Here is a 13,860-nt window from a genome sequence, read left to right on the forward strand (position 1 = left end):
TGCCCACCGGCTTTGCACGGCCGGCCCACCGCTTATCCACAGGGTTGTGCAATGACGCGGTGCGCTGCGCCCGCTAGCATGCCCGCTCCGCCTGTCCCGATTTCCTGCTGCCCCCTGCCTGCCCATGTCTGCCGTCCTGTCCGTGCCCATCGATGCCTTCGACTCCATGCCCCCCCTTGACCACGAGGTGGCGCAGCTGCGCGTGCCGCCGCATTCGGTGGAGGCCGAATCGAGCGTGCTGGGTGGGCTGCTGCTGGACAACATGGCCTGGGAGCGCGTGGGCGACCTGCTGGGTGACGGCGACTTCTACCGCCATGAGCACCAGCAGGTTTATGCCGCCATCGGCGCGCTGATCAACGTCAACAAGCCGGCCGACGTGATCACGGTGCACGAGCACCTGCTCAGCCTGGGCAAGGCGGGCGACGTCGGCGGCCTGGCCTACCTGAACAGCCTGGCGCAGTACGTGCCCAGTGCCAGCAACATCCGCCGCTACGCCGAGATCGTGCGCGAGCGCGCCATCCTGCGCAAGCTGGTCACCGCCAGCGACGAGATTGCCACCAACGCCTTCAGCCCGAAGGGCAAGCCGGTGGAGCGCATCCTGGACGAGGCCGAGCAAAAGATCTTCGCCATCGGCGAAGAGGGCTCGCGCATGAAGCAGGGCTTCCAGCCGCTCAACACCCTGGTGGTGGACCTGCTGGACCGCGTGCAGGAGATGGCCGACAACCCCATGGACGTGACCGGCGTGCCCACCGGCTTTGCCGACCTGGACCGCATGACCAGCGGCCTGCAGGCCGGTGACTTGGTGGTGCTGGCCGCGCGCCCGTCCATGGGCAAGACCTCGTTTGCCGTGAACATCGCCGAGCACGTGGCGCTGAACGAGGGCCTGCCGGTGGCTGTGTTCTCGATGGAAATGGGCGCTGCCCAGCTGGCCGTGCGTATCGTCGGCTCCATCGGCCGGGTGAACCAGGGCAACCTGCGCACCGGCAAGCTGACCGACGAGGAGTGGCCGCGCCTGACGGAGGCCATCGAGCGGCTGCGCAACGTTTCGCTGCACATCGACGAGACGCCGGGCCTCACCCCGTCCGAGCTGCGCGCCAACGCCCGGCGCCTGGCGCGCTCGTGCGGCAAGCTGGGCCTGATCGTGGTGGACTACCTGCAGCTGATGAGCGGCTCGGGCTCCAACAGCTCGGAGAACCGGGCCACTGAGCTGGGCGAAATCTCGCGCGGTCTGAAGATGCTGGCCAAGGAGCTGCAGTGCCCGGTCATCGCCCTGTCGCAGCTCAACCGCTCGGTCGAGCAGCGCACCGACAAGCGCCCCATGATGAGTGACCTGCGCGAATCCGGCGCCATCGAGCAGGACGCGGACATCATCATGTTCATCTACCGCGACGACTACTACAACAAGGACTCCAAGGAGCCCAACATCGCCGAGATCATCATCGGCAAGCAGCGCAACGGGCCCACGGGCACCGTCAAGCTGTTTTTCCAGAAGAACCAGACGCGCTTCGAGAACCTGGCCATGGGCTACGGCGAAGAATACTAGCCAAATCGGCCTCCAGCGCTTGCCAGTCAAGCGCTGGCAGCTATGCTTTTGATAGTGCTGCGGCAGCCGTCAGTGCGACAGCACCCAGCCCAGCAGCCCCACCGTGGCCACGCCCAGCAGGGCGCTGGCTCCCATCAGCCAGCGCGAGCGCACCCGCAGTGCATCCACGGCGCGAACCACCTGCGCGTTCTGCTCGGCCAGCGAGCGGATCAGCACGGCGCTGGCGCGCTGCTCCTCCTGCAGCTGGGTCAGCTGCTGCTGTAGCTGGGCCAGCTGCTCGGCCGTGCCCTCGTGCCGCACGGCGACGGGCGGCTGCGGGGCCTGCTGCTGGTGCTGCTGCTCGCCACGGCTCATGAGCTTGCGCGCGCCCTGCACGATCTGCGGCGCGGCGCCCACGACCTGGCCCCAGGGGACGAGCTTGAGCGCGGACAGCCAGCCGGCCATGACTACAGCACCTCGCTGGCGAAGTCCGCCAGGCGCGAACGCTCGCCGCGGGCCAGCAAGATGTGGCCGCTGTGGGGCCAGCCCTTGAAGCGGTCCACGGCATAGGTCAGGCCGGACGAGCCTTCCGTCAGGTAGGGCGTGTCGATCTGCGCCAGGTTGCCCATGCAGATGATCTTGGTGCCCGGGCCGGCGCGCGTGATCAGCGTCTTCATCTGCTTGGGCGTCAGGTTCTGCGCTTCGTCGATGATGACGTACTTGTTCAGGAAGGTGCGCCCGCGCATGAAGTTCATGCTCTTGATCTTGATGCGGCTGCGGATGAGTTCGTTGGTGGCCGCGCGGCCCCACTCGCCGGCGTTGCCGCCGTCGCCCTTGGCGAGAAATTCGAGGTTGTCGTCCAGCGCGCCCATCCACGGGCCCATCTTTTCTTCCTCGGTACCGGGCAAGAAGCCGATGTCCTCGCCCACGCTCACCGTGGCGCGGGTCATGATGATCTCGGTGTAGCGGCGCTCGTCCAGCACCTGCGTGAGGCCCGCGGCCAGGGCCATCAGCGTCTTGCCGGTGCCGGCCGTGCCGGTCAGCGTCACGAAGTCCACATCCGGGTCCATGAGCAGGTTCATGGCGAAGTTCTGCTCGCGGTTGCGCGTGTTCACGCCCCAGACGGTGTTTCTGGACGAGCCGTAGTCCTTGAGCGTCTCCAGCACGGCTGTCCGGTCGCGGATCTCGGTCACGCGGGCATACAGGCTGGGCTCGCCGGGGGCCTCGAAATACACGAACTGGTTGATCATCAGCTGCGCCGCCAGCGGCCCGCCGATGCGGTAGTACGTGTGCGCCCCGCTTTGCCAGCTCTCCACCTTCTTGCCGGCCTTGTTCCAGAAGTCCGGCGGCAGCGCCAGGCTGCCGGTGTAGAGCAGATCGACGTCGTCGATGGTCTTGTCGTTCTGGTAGTCCTCGGCGGCCAGGCCCAGGGCGCGGGCCTTGACGCGCATGTTGATGTCCTTGGACACCAGCACCACCTCGCGCGAGGGGTGGGCGCGGCGCAGCGCCGCCACCACGCCCAGGATCTGGTTGTCGGCCTTGCCCTGGGGCAGGCTGGCGGGCAGGTCGTAGTCCAGCGGCTCGGTCTGGAAGTACAGGCAGCCGCCGGCGGCCACGTGGCCCGTGGCGTTGAGCTTCAGGCCCTCGGCGATGTCCGCGGTCTGCGCGGCCACCAGGGCGTCCAGCGTGCGGCTGGCCTGGCGGCCGTTGCGGGCCACCTCCGTCATGCCCTTCTTGTGGCCGTCCAGTTCCTCCAGCACCACCATGGGCAGGAAGATGTCGTGCTCCTCGAAGCGGAACAGGCTGGTCGGGTCATGCAGCAGTACGTTGGTGTCCAGCACGAACATCTTGCGCGGGCCGCCGGTCGTGCGCTTGCCGCGGACCGTGGCCCTGGGCGCCGGGCTGGCGCTGCGCTTGGCAGCGGCAGCGGCAGCGGCAGCGGCAGCGGCAGCGGCAGCGGCAGCGGGTGCCGGCGCGGGTACTGGAGCGGGTGCAGCAACGGCGAGCGGGGCAGGTGCAGGGCTGAGGAGGGCGGCAGTGGGCGCGGCCGACGTGCGCCGCGTGCCGCTGGCGGAGGCTGACGTGGCAGGCGCAGCGGTGGCGCTGCTCTTGCGCGTGGAGCGGGCAGGCGGGCGGGCCGGCGCTGCTGCCGCCGCGGGCGTCTCGTCGGGCTCGTCCTCGCCAACGGTCTGGCGGTAGGCGCCGCGCGGCAGCATGGCGGCGCGCTTGGTCGGGGCGGGGGGCAGAGGCATGTACGTGGGGCCTTGACGGAAAAACGGAGCGTTCGGTTCAGGAGCGGGGCGCCCGCCTGGCGCCCGGACGCGAAAAAGCCGCCAGGCGGACCGGGCGGCTTGTCGTGCGCTGCAAGGGGGAAAGGCGGGCGTCCTTCAGTGGCATCGGACCATTATGCATGGTCGCTGCCCCCCTTCACGCAGGCCGGCACGGCGCCGGCCGCAGTGGTCAGGCAGCTTCCTGGACGGGGTCTTCCTTGACGCTGGCAGCGGCTTCCTTGGCGGGGGCTGCAGCCTTGCCAGCGGCAGACTTCAGGGTCTTCACGGCTTTGAGAACTTCATCCACATGGCCCGGCACCTTCAGGCCGCGCCACTCCTGGGCCACCGTGCCGTCCGGGCCGATGAGGAAGGTGCTGCGCTCAATGCCCTTGACCTTCTTGCCATACATGATCTTGTTCTTGACCACGCCGAACATGTGGCACATCTTCTCTTCGGTATCGGCGATGAGCTCGAAGGGCAGTTCCAGCTTTTCCTTGAAGTCGTCGTGCGACTTCATGTTGTCGCGCGAGACCCCAAACACCACGGCACCGGCCTTGACGAAGTCCTTGAACTTGTCGCGGAACTGCATGGCCTCGGTGGTGCAGCCCGGGGTGTTGTCCTTGGGGTAGAAGTACAGGATCAGGATCTGGCCCAAGTGCGAGACGTTGGAAACCTTGATTCCACCCGTCGCGTTGGCTTCAAATTCAGGAAGGGGTTTGTTGACAACGATCGCCATGGCGCTTCTATCTCTCCTGCTATTGGTCGACGAGAGCCGGGGGAGTGTGAGGGTACGGTGCTGTGACGCAGTGGTTGCCCCCGACCGCAACCCGCGATTTTACCCGCAAAGCCCGTTTCGGGCCTAATGCTGGGCCAAATACTGGCTAAATATGCAGTGCTTTACGGCATGCCGCCTGCGGCCCCTGCCTCCAGCAGCAGGGCGGCGACCACGTGGCGGCCTTCGCCGGCCAGGATGTTGTAGGTGCGGCAGGCGGCCTGGGTGTCCATGCATTCCACGCCCACGTTCTGGCGCATCAGCGGCGCCAGCCAGGCCGGCGGGACAAAGCGGATGGCCGCGCCGCTGCCGAAGATGACCACTTCGGGCTGCAGCGCGGCCAGGCGGGCGAAGTGCTCGGGGGTGAGATCGGCGAAGCTGCTGCAGCCCCAGTCCAGGCGCTGCCCGCGCGAGGTGACCACGGTGCTGGCCGTGGTCTTTTCTCCATCCACGGCGATCCAGCCCGGGCCGTAGCCGGTGATGGTCTGCATGTCGAAGCGGTCGGCCTGAAATTTCATGTTGAAGCGGGTGTGAAAGCGTCCCGCGCCGCGGCCCGGGGCCGCTGGGGAACTGTGCTTAAATTATAGGTTTCGCCCCGGCGCCGCGCTCGCCAGCGTCCTGCGCGCGGTTCTTTCCGTCCCCCTGCAGCAGCCCGTCCGCGCATGAAGCCCATCAAGAAGTCCGCCAAGCTCAACAACGTTCTCTACGACGTCCGAGGCCCGATCGTGGATGCGGCCCGGCAGATGGAGGACGAGGGCCAGAAGATCATCAAGCTGAACATCGGCAACCTGGCGCCGTTCGGCTTCGACGCGCCCGAGGAGATCCAGCAGGACATGATCCGCAACCTGCCCAACTCGGCGGGCTACTCGGACAGCAAGGGCATCTTCGCGGCGCGCAAGGCGGTGATGCACTACACCCAGGAGCAGGGCGTGGCCGGCGTGACGCTGGACGACATCTACCTGGGCAACGGCGCCAGCGACCTGATCGTCATGGCCACCAACGCGCTGCTGGACGACGGCGACGAGCTGCTGGTGCCCGCGCCCGACTATCCGCTGTGGACGGCCGCGGCCAGCCTGTCGGGCGGCAAGCCGGTGCACTACCTGTGCGACGAGGACGATGGCTGGATGCCCAGCCTGCAGGACATCCGCGCCAAGATCACCCCGCGCACGCGCGGCATCGTGGTCATCAACCCCAACAACCCCACGGGCGCGCTGTATTCGGACGAGCTCCTCAAGGGCATCGTGCAGATCGCCCGCGAGCACGAGCTGGTGCTCTTTGCCGACGAGGTGTACGACAAGGTGCTGTACGACGGCGTGCGGCACACGCCCCTGGCCAGCCTGTCCACCGACGTGCTGACGCTCACTTTCAATTCGCTGTCCAAGGCCTACCGTTCGTGCGGCTACCGGGCCGGCTGGATGGTGATCTCGGGCGACAAGGCCGCCGCGCGCGACTATGTCGAGGGCATCAACATGCTGGCCAACATCAAGCTGGGCTCCAACGTGCCGGGCCAGTGGGCCATCCAGACCGCTTTAGGCGGCTACCAGAGCATCAACGACCTGGTGAAGCCTGGTGGGCGCCTGTGCCGCCAGCGCGACCTGGCCTACGAGCTGATCACCGCCATCCCCGGCGTGACCTGCGTGAAGCCCCGCGCGGCGCTGTACATGTTCCCGCGGCTGGACCCGGACATGTACCCCATCAAGGACGACCGCCAGTTCTTCATGGAAGTGCTGCGCGCCACGCGTGTGATGCTGGTGCAGGGCTCGGGCTTCAACTACCCGGACCACCAGCATTTCCGCATCGTCTTCCTGCCGCACGAGGACGACCTGCGCGAGGCGGTCCAGCGCCTGGCAGGTTTTCTGGCGCAGTACCGCCAGCGCCACGCCAGGGCCGCCGCCGCAGCCTGATCGGTTTGCTCATCTTTTAATAGCTGCCCGCGCATGGCTGGCGGGCGCTAGAGCCACTTTTGACTACTATTTAAATTTCCATGAAACCGATACAAGTAGGCCTGCTGGGCATTGGCACCGTGGGCAGCGGCGTGTTCAACGTGCTGGCGCGCAACCAAGACGAGATCCGCCGCCGCGCCGGGCGCGGCATCCAGATCAGCATGGTGGCCGACCTGGACGCCGCGCGTGCCCGCTCCATCGTGGGCGAGAACGCCCGCGTGGTGGGCGATGCGCGCGAAGTGATCGCCAACCCGGACATCGACGTGGTGGTCGAGCTGATCGGCGGCTACGGCATCGCCAAGGCACTGGTGCTGGAGGCGATTGCCGCCGGCAAGCATGTGGTGACGGCCAACAAGGCGCTGTTGGCCGTGCACGGCACGGAGATCTTCCAGGCGGCTGCCGAGCGCGGCGTGATCGTCGCCTTCGAGGCCGCGGTGGCCGGCGGCATCCCCATCATCAAGGCGCTGCGCGAGGGCCTGACGGCCAACCAGATCCAGTGGGTGGCCGGCATCATCAACGGCACCACCAATTTCATCCTGTCGGAGATGCGCGACAAGGGCCTGGATTTCGACGTGGTGCTGAAAGAGGCGCAGCGCCTGGGCTACGCCGAGGCCGACCCGACCTTTGACATCGAAGGCGTGGACGCGGCGCACAAGGCCACCATCATGAGCGCCATCGCCTTCGGCATCCCGGTGCAGTTCGACAAGGCCTACGTCGAGGGCATCACGAAGCTGGCAGCGGCCGACATCCGCTACGCCGAGCAGCTGGGCTACCGCATCAAGCTCTTGGGCATCACCAAGCGCACGGACAAGGGCGTGGAGCTGCGCGTGCACCCCAGCCTGGTGCCGGCCAAGCGCCTGATCGCCAACGTCGAGGGCGCCATGAACGCCGTGCTGGTGCAGGGCGACGCCGTGGGCGCCACGCTGTACTACGGCAAGGGCGCCGGCGCCGAGCCCACGGCCAGCGCCGTGATCGCCGACCTGGTGGACATCGCCCGCTTGGGGGGCGCCGACCCCACGCACCGCGTGCCGCCGCTGGCCTTCCAGAGCCACACTCTGGGCGAGGCCGGCCGCGATCTGCCCGTGCTGCCCATGGCCGAGGTGGTCACCAGCTACTACCTGCGCATCCGCGTGGCCGACGAGGCCGGCGTGCTGGCCAAGATCACCGGCATCCTGGCCGATGCCGGCATCAGCATCGACGCCGTGCTGCAGCGCGAGGCCGATGAGGTGGGCGGCGAGGGCTCCACCCAGACCGACCTGATCATCCTTACCCACGACACGCGCGAGGGCGACATGGACGCCGCGCTGGCGCAGATCCAGCCCCTGCCCACGGTGCTGGCACCCATCACGCGCATCCGCAAGGAAGAACTGAACTGACGCACTAAAATGGCCAGATTGGCTTGAATTCTGGCCATTTCACAGCGCAGGAGGCCGCCATGTCCGCACTCTGGCAAGTACAGGAAGCCAAGAACCGCTTCAGCGAGCTGATCGAGCGCGCCGTCAACGAAGGCCCGCAGACCGTCACGCGCCACGGCAAGCCCGTGGTGCGGGTAGTGGCGGTAGGGGGCGAGGGGCTTGCCGCGCCTGGCAAGGACGATGGCTTTGTCGAGTTCTTGCTGAGCATGCCCCGGGTGGAAGGCTTTGCCGAATTGATCGGTGAGCGCAGCAGCGTCAAGCAGCTGGACCCCCTGGGTGAATGAGCGCCATGAGCTGCCTGCTGGACACCTGCGTCCTGTCGGAATTGAGCAAGCCTGCACCCCATGCGCTGGTGCAGCGCTGGCTGCGCGAGCAGTTGGGCGGATGTGTGCTGAGTGCGGTGACGATCGGTGAAATCCAGTTCGGCATCGAGCGCATGGCGCTCGGCTCCCGGCGCAACCAGCTGCAGCTCTGGTTCGATCAGCTCTGCCGGGGGTTCGAGGGGAAAATCCTGCCGACCGACGAAACCACATGGCGCATCTGGAGCCGCCTGCGCGCCTCGTGCCACGCCATGGGCCGCCCGCAAGCCGACCTGGACCTGCTGATCGCCGCCACCGCAACGGCACACCGTCTGCCCCTGGTTACCCGCAACATCCGCCATTTCCAGGACACGGGGCTGCGCCTCGTCAACCCCTGGGAGGCCCCCGCTTCTTGAGAAACCCCATGCACTACCTCTCCACCCGCGGCGACGCGACGCCGCGCAAATTCTGCGACATCCTGCTGGCCGGCCTGGCGCCCGATGGCGGCCTGTACCTGCCCGAACAGTATCCGCAGATCGGCGCCGCCCGCCTGGCCGAGCTGCGCGCCATCTACCGCACCCAAGGCTACGCCGCGCTGGCGTTCGAGATCCTGTCCCTGTACATCGACGACATCCCCGCCGCCGACCTGCGCGCGCTGTGCGAGAAGACGTACACGCCCGAGGTTTTCGGCTCGCGCGAGATCGTGCCGCTGCGCCGCCTGGAGGACGGGCTGTGGATCGAGGCGCTGTCCAACGGCCCCACGCTGGCCTTCAAGGACATGGCCATGCAGCTCTTGGGCAACCTGTTCGAGTACGAGCTGGCGCGGCGCGGCGAAGAGCTGAACATCCTGGGCGCCACCAGCGGCGACACCGGCAGCGCGGCCGAGTACGCCATGAAGGGCAAGCAGGGCGTGCGCGTCTTCATGACCAGCCCGCACGGGCGCATGAGCCCCTTTCAGCAGGCGCAGATGTTCTCGCTGCAGGACGAGAACATCCACAACATCGCCATCGAAGGCGTGTTCGATGACTGCCAGGACATCGTCAAGGCGGTTTCCAATGACCACGCCTTCAAGGCGAAGTACCGCATCGGCACCGTCAACTCCATCAACTGGGCGCGCCTGCTGGCCCAGGTGGTGTACTACTTCGCCGGCTACTTCCAGGCGACAGAGCTGGCCCCCACGCTCCCCGCTGCGCAGGGTTCGCTGCCCCCCGAGGGGGCTGGTTCGCCTTGGGGCGGCCCAGCGGCAAACCGCGACAGCCAGAAGGTCAGCTTCACCGTGCCCAGCGGCAACTTCGGCAACGTCTGCGCCGGCCATGTGGCGCGCCAGATGGGCCTGCCGATTGCCCGGCTGGTGGTGGCGACCAACGAAAACGACGTGCTCGACGAATTCTTTCGCACGGGCATCTATCAGGTGCGCGGGCCGCAGCACACCTACGAGACCTCCAGCCCGTCCATGGACATCAGCAAGGCGAGCAACTTCGAGCGCTTCGTGTTCGACCTGACGGGCCGCGACGGCGCCGCCACGCGCGCGCTGTTCGAGGGCGTGGCGCAGGGGGGGCGGTTCGATTTGAGCGGCGACGCGCGCTTTGCCGATATTGCCGCGCGCTTTGGCTTCGTCAGCGGCAAGAGCACGCACGCCGACCGCTTGGCCACGATTCGCGATACCTGGGAGCGCTTTGGCACCATGATCGACACCCACACCGCCGACGGCGTGAAGGTGGCGCGCCAGCAGCGCGGCGACGCCGCCGTGCCCATGATCGTGCTGGAGACGGCCCTGCCCATCAAGTTCGAAGCCACCATCGTCGAAGCGCTGGGCCGCACGCCCGAGCGCCCGGCGCGCTTTGACGGCATCGAGCAATTACCGAAGCGCGTGACCGTGCTGCCGGCCGATGCCGAGCGCGTGAAGGCCTACATCGCCGCGCACTGCGGCTGATGCCGACCGCCGCCCGGCCGGCCTGCCAATATGAGCCAAATTGGCCTCCAGCCCTTGCCAGTCAAGCGCTGGCAGCTATCTTTTTAGGAGTGTCGAGATGAAGGTCGTCGGCTTCGCCGGCTATTCCGGCAGCGGCAAGACCACGCTGGTGGAGCAGGTCATCGCGCTGCTGGTGGCGCAGGGGCTGCGCGTCTCGGCCATCAAGCACGCCCACCATGGCTTCGACATGGACCGGCCCGGCAAGGACAGCTGGCGCCACCGCCAGGCCGGCGCGCGCGAGGTGCTGGTGGCGTCCGACCAGCGCATGGCGCTGCTGCGCGAGTTCGATGCGGCCGGCGCCCCTGACGTGCATGGCCTGCTGGCGCGGCTCGACGCGCAGGTGGACTGGGTGCTGGTGGAGGGCTTCAAGGCCAGCAGCCTGCCGCGCGTGGAGGTCTGGCGCGCCCCGGCCGCCGGCCAGCCGGCGCGCCCCGTGCATTACCCTGAGGACGCCGGCATCGTCGCCGTCGCCACCGACACCCCCGAGCGGCTGCCGCACGCCCCTGCCCAGCCCGTGCTGGATTTGAACGCGCCGCAGGGTGTGGCGCAGTGGCTGCTGCAGCATGCCGACCGATTCGACTACCGGGCGGGCCTCGCGCCGCGCCCTTGGCGCCCTTAGCGCCCTTAGCGCCTTTAAGGCTGGAGGCCTGACCGCATGAAGCACTCTCCCCTCAAACCCCTGGACGAGGCCCTGGCCGAGCTGCTGGCCCAGGCCAGCTTGCTGGACGGCGGCGAAACCGTGGACAGCTTCGAGGCCGACGGCCGCGTGCTGCTGGCCGACGCCGTCTCCGCCCTGCAGGTGCCCCCGCAGGACAACAGCGCCATGGACGGCTACGCCCTGCGCTGCGCCGACGTGCCTGCGCCCGGCGCGCAGCTGCCCGTGTCGCAGCGCATTCCCGCCGGCAGCGTGGGCCACGCCCTGCAGCCGGAAACGGCCGCGCGCATCTTCACCGGCGCGCCCGTGCCGCCCGGCGCCGACGCCGTGGTCATGCAGGAGGACTGCGAGGCGCAGGAGGACGGCAGCGTGCGCGTGAACGCCGCGCCGCGCGCCGGCCAGAACATCCGCCGCGCCGGCGAAGACATCGCCCTGGGCGCCACCGTGCTGGCCGCCGGCACGCGCCTGACGCCCGCCGCCCTGGGGCTGGCCGCAAGCATCGGCCTGGCGCAGTTGCCCGTGGCGCGCCGCCCGCGCGTGGCGCTGTTTTCCACCGGCGACGAGCTGGTCATGCCCGGGCAGGTGCCGCCCACGCAGATGAAGCCGGGCAGCATCTACAACAGCAACCGCTTCGTGCTGCGCGCCATGCTGCAGCGCCTGGGCTGCGAGGTGACGGATTTGGGCATCGTCCCCGACCGGCTGGAGGCCACCGTCGATGCGCTGCGCCAGGCCGCCGCCGGGCACGACCTGATCCTGACCAGCGGCGGCGTGTCCGTGGGCGAGGAAGACCACGTCAAGCCGGCCGTGCAAAGCCTGGGCTCGCTGGACCTGTGGCTGATCGCCATGAAGCCGGGCAAGCCCTTTGCCTACGGCCGGGTGGGCGGCGCGCACTTCATCGGCCTGCCGGGCAACCCGGTCTCCAGCCTGATCACCTTTTCCGTGCTGGTGCGGCCCTTTTTGCTGCGGCTGCAGGGAGCGCACGACGTTGCTCCCAAAACCATAGCTGCCACCGCAGCGTTCACGTGGCCCAGGGCCGATAAACGCCGTGAATTCCTGCGCGTGCGCCTGAACGCCGAGGGCCAGCTGGAGCGCTATGCCAACCAGGGCTCGGGCGTGCTCACCTCCACCGTCTGGGGCGACGGCCTGGTGGAGGCCGCCCCGGGCCAGACCATCGCGCACGGCGACAGCGTGCGCTTCATCCCGTTTGCCGAACTGCTATGACCGACGTGACGAAGACCATCACCGTGCGCTACTTCGCCTCCATCCGCGAGGCGGTGGGCACGGGCCAGGAGACACTGCAGACCGGCGCCGCCACGCTGGGCGCCCTGCGCGACGAGCTGATCGCCCGCGGCGAACCCTGGGCCGGCTGCCTGGCGCGTGGTCGCGCCGTGCGCATGGCCCTGAACCAGGACATGGCGCAGGATGCCGACGCGCTGCCGGCGGGCGCCGAGGCGGCGTTCTTTCCGCCCGTCACGGGCGGCTGAGGCCTATTCGGGCAGCGCCGGGCTGCGCCAGCTCAGCAGCTCGGCCAGGCGCAGCGTGATCCAGCGCGCCTCGGGCGCCGTCACGCCCGATTCCGTCGCACTCAGGCCGGCGTGGATGGCGGCCAGCACCCCTTCTTCCGACGCGCCCTCGCGGTGGTAGAGCAGCTGCGCCTGCTCCACCAGGTGGCTGGCCAGGTCCTCGCACAGCTCGTAGCGCTGGCGCACCGTCTCCACGCGCTCGGCAAGGCGCCCGCGGGCGTCGCTGTACACGGCGGTGAAGGAGGGCGGGACCAGGATCTGGTTGGCGTCGTCGTCATGCATGGCCGCCATTGTGAGGCGCGAAAAACAAAGGGCGCCCGGCATGGCAGCCGGGCGCCCTGGCGCGTCGGGTGGCGTGCGCTCAGCGCTTGTGCGGCGCGTCCTGGGCAGCAGCAGGCGCGTCGTTGCGCAGGAACAGCCGCAGGAAGAACACGCCCATGCCCAGCATGAAGGCGATGCCGACGGCCGAAAACAGGCCGACATCCGTGGTGAAGAGTTCTTGCAGCAGGCGCATGGGGCTTTCCTTCCTCGTCGTTCGTTCGTTATGGATACAGGGTGAATGTCTCCATTGAAGGCCAGGGCCGCGGCTGCGGGCTTGCGCCAGGTCAAGGCGGGTGCCCCGGCATGCCCGCCAGCCCCTGGGGTTTGCGCTGCATCAAGCCCGCGACGCGGGCAGGGTCTCAGTCCGGGCGGAATTGCCGCTCGAACCGCGCGCAGTCGCCCTCCAGCTCGAAGGTGACCAGCTGGCCCATCTTGCGGTCGGCCTTGCGGTGGGCGGCAAACAGGCTCCAGCGCCCGGCCAGGGCAAAGCTGTCCATGTCGATCAGCGCGTAGGGGTAGGGCACGAAGGCCTGGTGGACGAAGACCGTGCGGTGCAGGTTGCGCGGCGAGGGGTAGAGCGTGTACTCGGGGGTGCTGATTGCCTGCTGGGCCATGGAGCGGTAGGGCGTGGGGTTACAGTGCCGGGCAATGTAGCAAACCCCTTTGCCGGTCGTTTTCTCCTGCCCTTTCTATGCCACGCGTTTCCATCCAGACCCAGGACTTCGACGTTTCCGCCGAGCTGGCGGCCCTGCGCGCCGGCGACGGCCGCGTGGGCGCCGTGTGCTGCTTCGTCGGCACGGTGCGCGAGCGCAGCGAGGGGGCGCACATCGCCTCCATGGAGCTGGAGCACTACCCCGGCATGACCGAGAAATCCATCGAGTCCATGGTGGACGAGGCCCTGGCGCGCTTCGACCTGCACGGGGTGCGCGTGATCCACCGCGTGGGGCTGCTGGCGCCGCACGAGCAGATCGTGCTGGTGGCCGTCACCTCGGCGCACCGGGGCGAGAGCTTTGCGGGCTGCGAATTCCTCATGGACTATCTGAAGACCCAGGCTCCGTTCTGGAAGAAGGAGCAGACGCCCGCCGGCGCCCGCTGGGTGGACGCGCGCGAGAGCGACGACGCGGCGCTGGCGCGCTGGGGCATCCGCGCGGCGCCCATGGCCGGCTGA

17 protein-coding genes are annotated in these 13,860 nt (G+C 68.4%); 10 read left to right on the forward strand and 7 right to left on the reverse strand.

Features of this window, described 5'->3' with window-relative positions; translation table 11 throughout:
• Positions 1-124 precede the first annotated feature (124 nt).
• Positions 125-1,543 carry a replicative DNA helicase gene (dnaB, locus tag C7H73_RS06180; RefSeq protein WP_106845854.1) on the forward strand — a complete coding sequence of 473 codons (1,419 nt, stop codon included), beginning with the start codon at positions 125-127 and terminating at the stop codon, positions 1,541-1,543.
• A gap of 69 nt (positions 1,544-1,612) precedes the next feature.
• On the opposite strand, the gene C7H73_RS06185 is transcribed toward dnaB, so the two are convergent.
• The 4 genes from C7H73_RS06185 to C7H73_RS06200 all read right to left on the reverse strand — a co-directional run bounded on the left by C7H73_RS06185 (position 1,613) and on the right by C7H73_RS06200 (position 5,082).
• Positions 1,613-1,987, reverse strand: coding sequence for a hypothetical protein (locus C7H73_RS06185; RefSeq protein WP_106845855.1), 375 nt, complete (start codon positions 1,985-1,987; stop codon positions 1,613-1,615).
• Positions 1,988-1,989: 2 nt separating this feature from the next.
• Positions 1,990-3,774, reverse strand: a complete 1,785-nt coding sequence (locus tag C7H73_RS06190) for a PhoH family protein (protein WP_106845856.1) — start codon at positions 3,772-3,774, stop codon at positions 1,990-1,992.
• A 208-nt stretch (positions 3,775-3,982) separates the two neighbouring features.
• Positions 3,983-4,528 carry a peroxiredoxin gene (locus tag C7H73_RS06195; RefSeq protein ID WP_106845857.1) on the reverse strand — a complete coding sequence of 182 codons (546 nt, stop codon included), beginning with the start codon at positions 4,526-4,528 and terminating at the stop codon, positions 3,983-3,985.
• A gap of 161 nt (positions 4,529-4,689) precedes the next feature.
• Positions 4,690-5,082, reverse strand: coding sequence for an Mth938-like domain-containing protein (locus C7H73_RS06200; RefSeq protein ID WP_106845858.1), 393 nt, complete (start codon positions 5,080-5,082; stop codon positions 4,690-4,692).
• Between the two features lie 144 nt (positions 5,083-5,226).
• Between C7H73_RS06200 and C7H73_RS06205 the strand changes: the two genes are divergently transcribed.
• From C7H73_RS06205 to C7H73_RS06240, 8 genes are all read left to right on the forward strand, one after another.
• Complete coding sequence (locus C7H73_RS06205; RefSeq protein WP_106845859.1) at positions 5,227-6,468, forward strand: pyridoxal phosphate-dependent aminotransferase; 1,242 nt, start codon at positions 5,227-5,229, stop codon at positions 6,466-6,468.
• An 80-nt stretch (positions 6,469-6,548) separates the two neighbouring features.
• Positions 6,549-7,883, forward strand: coding sequence for a homoserine dehydrogenase (locus tag C7H73_RS06210; RefSeq protein ID WP_106845860.1), 1,335 nt, complete (start codon positions 6,549-6,551; stop codon positions 7,881-7,883).
• Positions 7,884-7,942: 59 nt separating this feature from the next.
• The gene (locus C7H73_RS06215; RefSeq protein WP_106845861.1) at positions 7,943-8,206 is read left to right on the forward strand and encodes a type II toxin-antitoxin system Phd/YefM family antitoxin; all 264 of its coding nucleotides are present in this window, start codon (positions 7,943-7,945) and stop codon (positions 8,204-8,206) included.
• Complete coding sequence (locus C7H73_RS06220; protein WP_227001431.1) at positions 8,203-8,637, forward strand: type II toxin-antitoxin system VapC family toxin; 435 nt, start codon at positions 8,203-8,205, stop codon at positions 8,635-8,637. The genes C7H73_RS06215 and C7H73_RS06220 overlap by 4 nt, the downstream gene beginning before the upstream one ends.
• A gap of 8 nt (positions 8,638-8,645) precedes the next feature.
• On the forward strand, positions 8,646-10,154 hold the full coding sequence (locus tag C7H73_RS06225) for a threonine synthase (protein WP_106845862.1): 1,509 nt from the start codon (positions 8,646-8,648) through the stop codon (positions 10,152-10,154).
• A gap of 97 nt (positions 10,155-10,251) precedes the next feature.
• On the forward strand, positions 10,252-10,812 hold the full coding sequence (mobB, locus tag C7H73_RS06230) for a molybdopterin-guanine dinucleotide biosynthesis protein B (protein WP_106845863.1): 561 nt from the start codon (positions 10,252-10,254) through the stop codon (positions 10,810-10,812).
• A 36-nt stretch (positions 10,813-10,848) separates the two neighbouring features.
• Entirely contained in the window at positions 10,849-12,069 is a 1,221-nt protein-coding gene (locus C7H73_RS06235; RefSeq protein WP_106845864.1) for a molybdopterin molybdotransferase MoeA, read from the forward strand.
• Positions 12,066-12,332, forward strand: a complete 267-nt coding sequence (locus C7H73_RS06240; RefSeq protein ID WP_106845865.1) for a MoaD/ThiS family protein — start codon at positions 12,066-12,068, stop codon at positions 12,330-12,332. The genes C7H73_RS06235 and C7H73_RS06240 overlap by 4 nt, the downstream gene beginning before the upstream one ends.
• 3 nt (positions 12,333-12,335) lie before the next feature.
• Here the strand turns inward: C7H73_RS06240 and C7H73_RS06245 are convergent, their stop codons facing one another.
• From C7H73_RS06245 to C7H73_RS06255, 3 genes are all read right to left on the reverse strand, one after another.
• On the reverse strand, positions 12,336-12,653 hold the full coding sequence (locus C7H73_RS06245) for a hypothetical protein (protein ID WP_106847556.1): 318 nt from the start codon (positions 12,651-12,653) through the stop codon (positions 12,336-12,338).
• Between the two features lie 79 nt (positions 12,654-12,732).
• Positions 12,733-12,885: a DUF3149 domain-containing protein gene (locus C7H73_RS06250; RefSeq protein ID WP_106845866.1), complete on the reverse strand. Its 153-nt coding sequence runs from the start codon at positions 12,883-12,885 to the stop codon at positions 12,733-12,735.
• Between the two features lie 166 nt (positions 12,886-13,051).
• Positions 13,052-13,306, reverse strand: coding sequence for a hypothetical protein (locus C7H73_RS06255; protein WP_106845867.1), 255 nt, complete (start codon positions 13,304-13,306; stop codon positions 13,052-13,054).
• A 77-nt stretch (positions 13,307-13,383) separates the two neighbouring features.
• Between C7H73_RS06255 and C7H73_RS06260 the strand changes: the two genes are divergently transcribed.
• Positions 13,384-13,860 carry a molybdenum cofactor biosynthesis protein MoaE gene (locus tag C7H73_RS06260; protein ID WP_106845868.1) on the forward strand — a complete coding sequence of 159 codons (477 nt, stop codon included), beginning with the start codon at positions 13,384-13,386 and terminating at the stop codon, positions 13,858-13,860.

Source organism: Pulveribacter suum, assembly GCF_003013695.1.
Lineage (GTDB): Bacteria > Pseudomonadota > Gammaproteobacteria > Burkholderiales > Burkholderiaceae_C > Melaminivora > Melaminivora suum.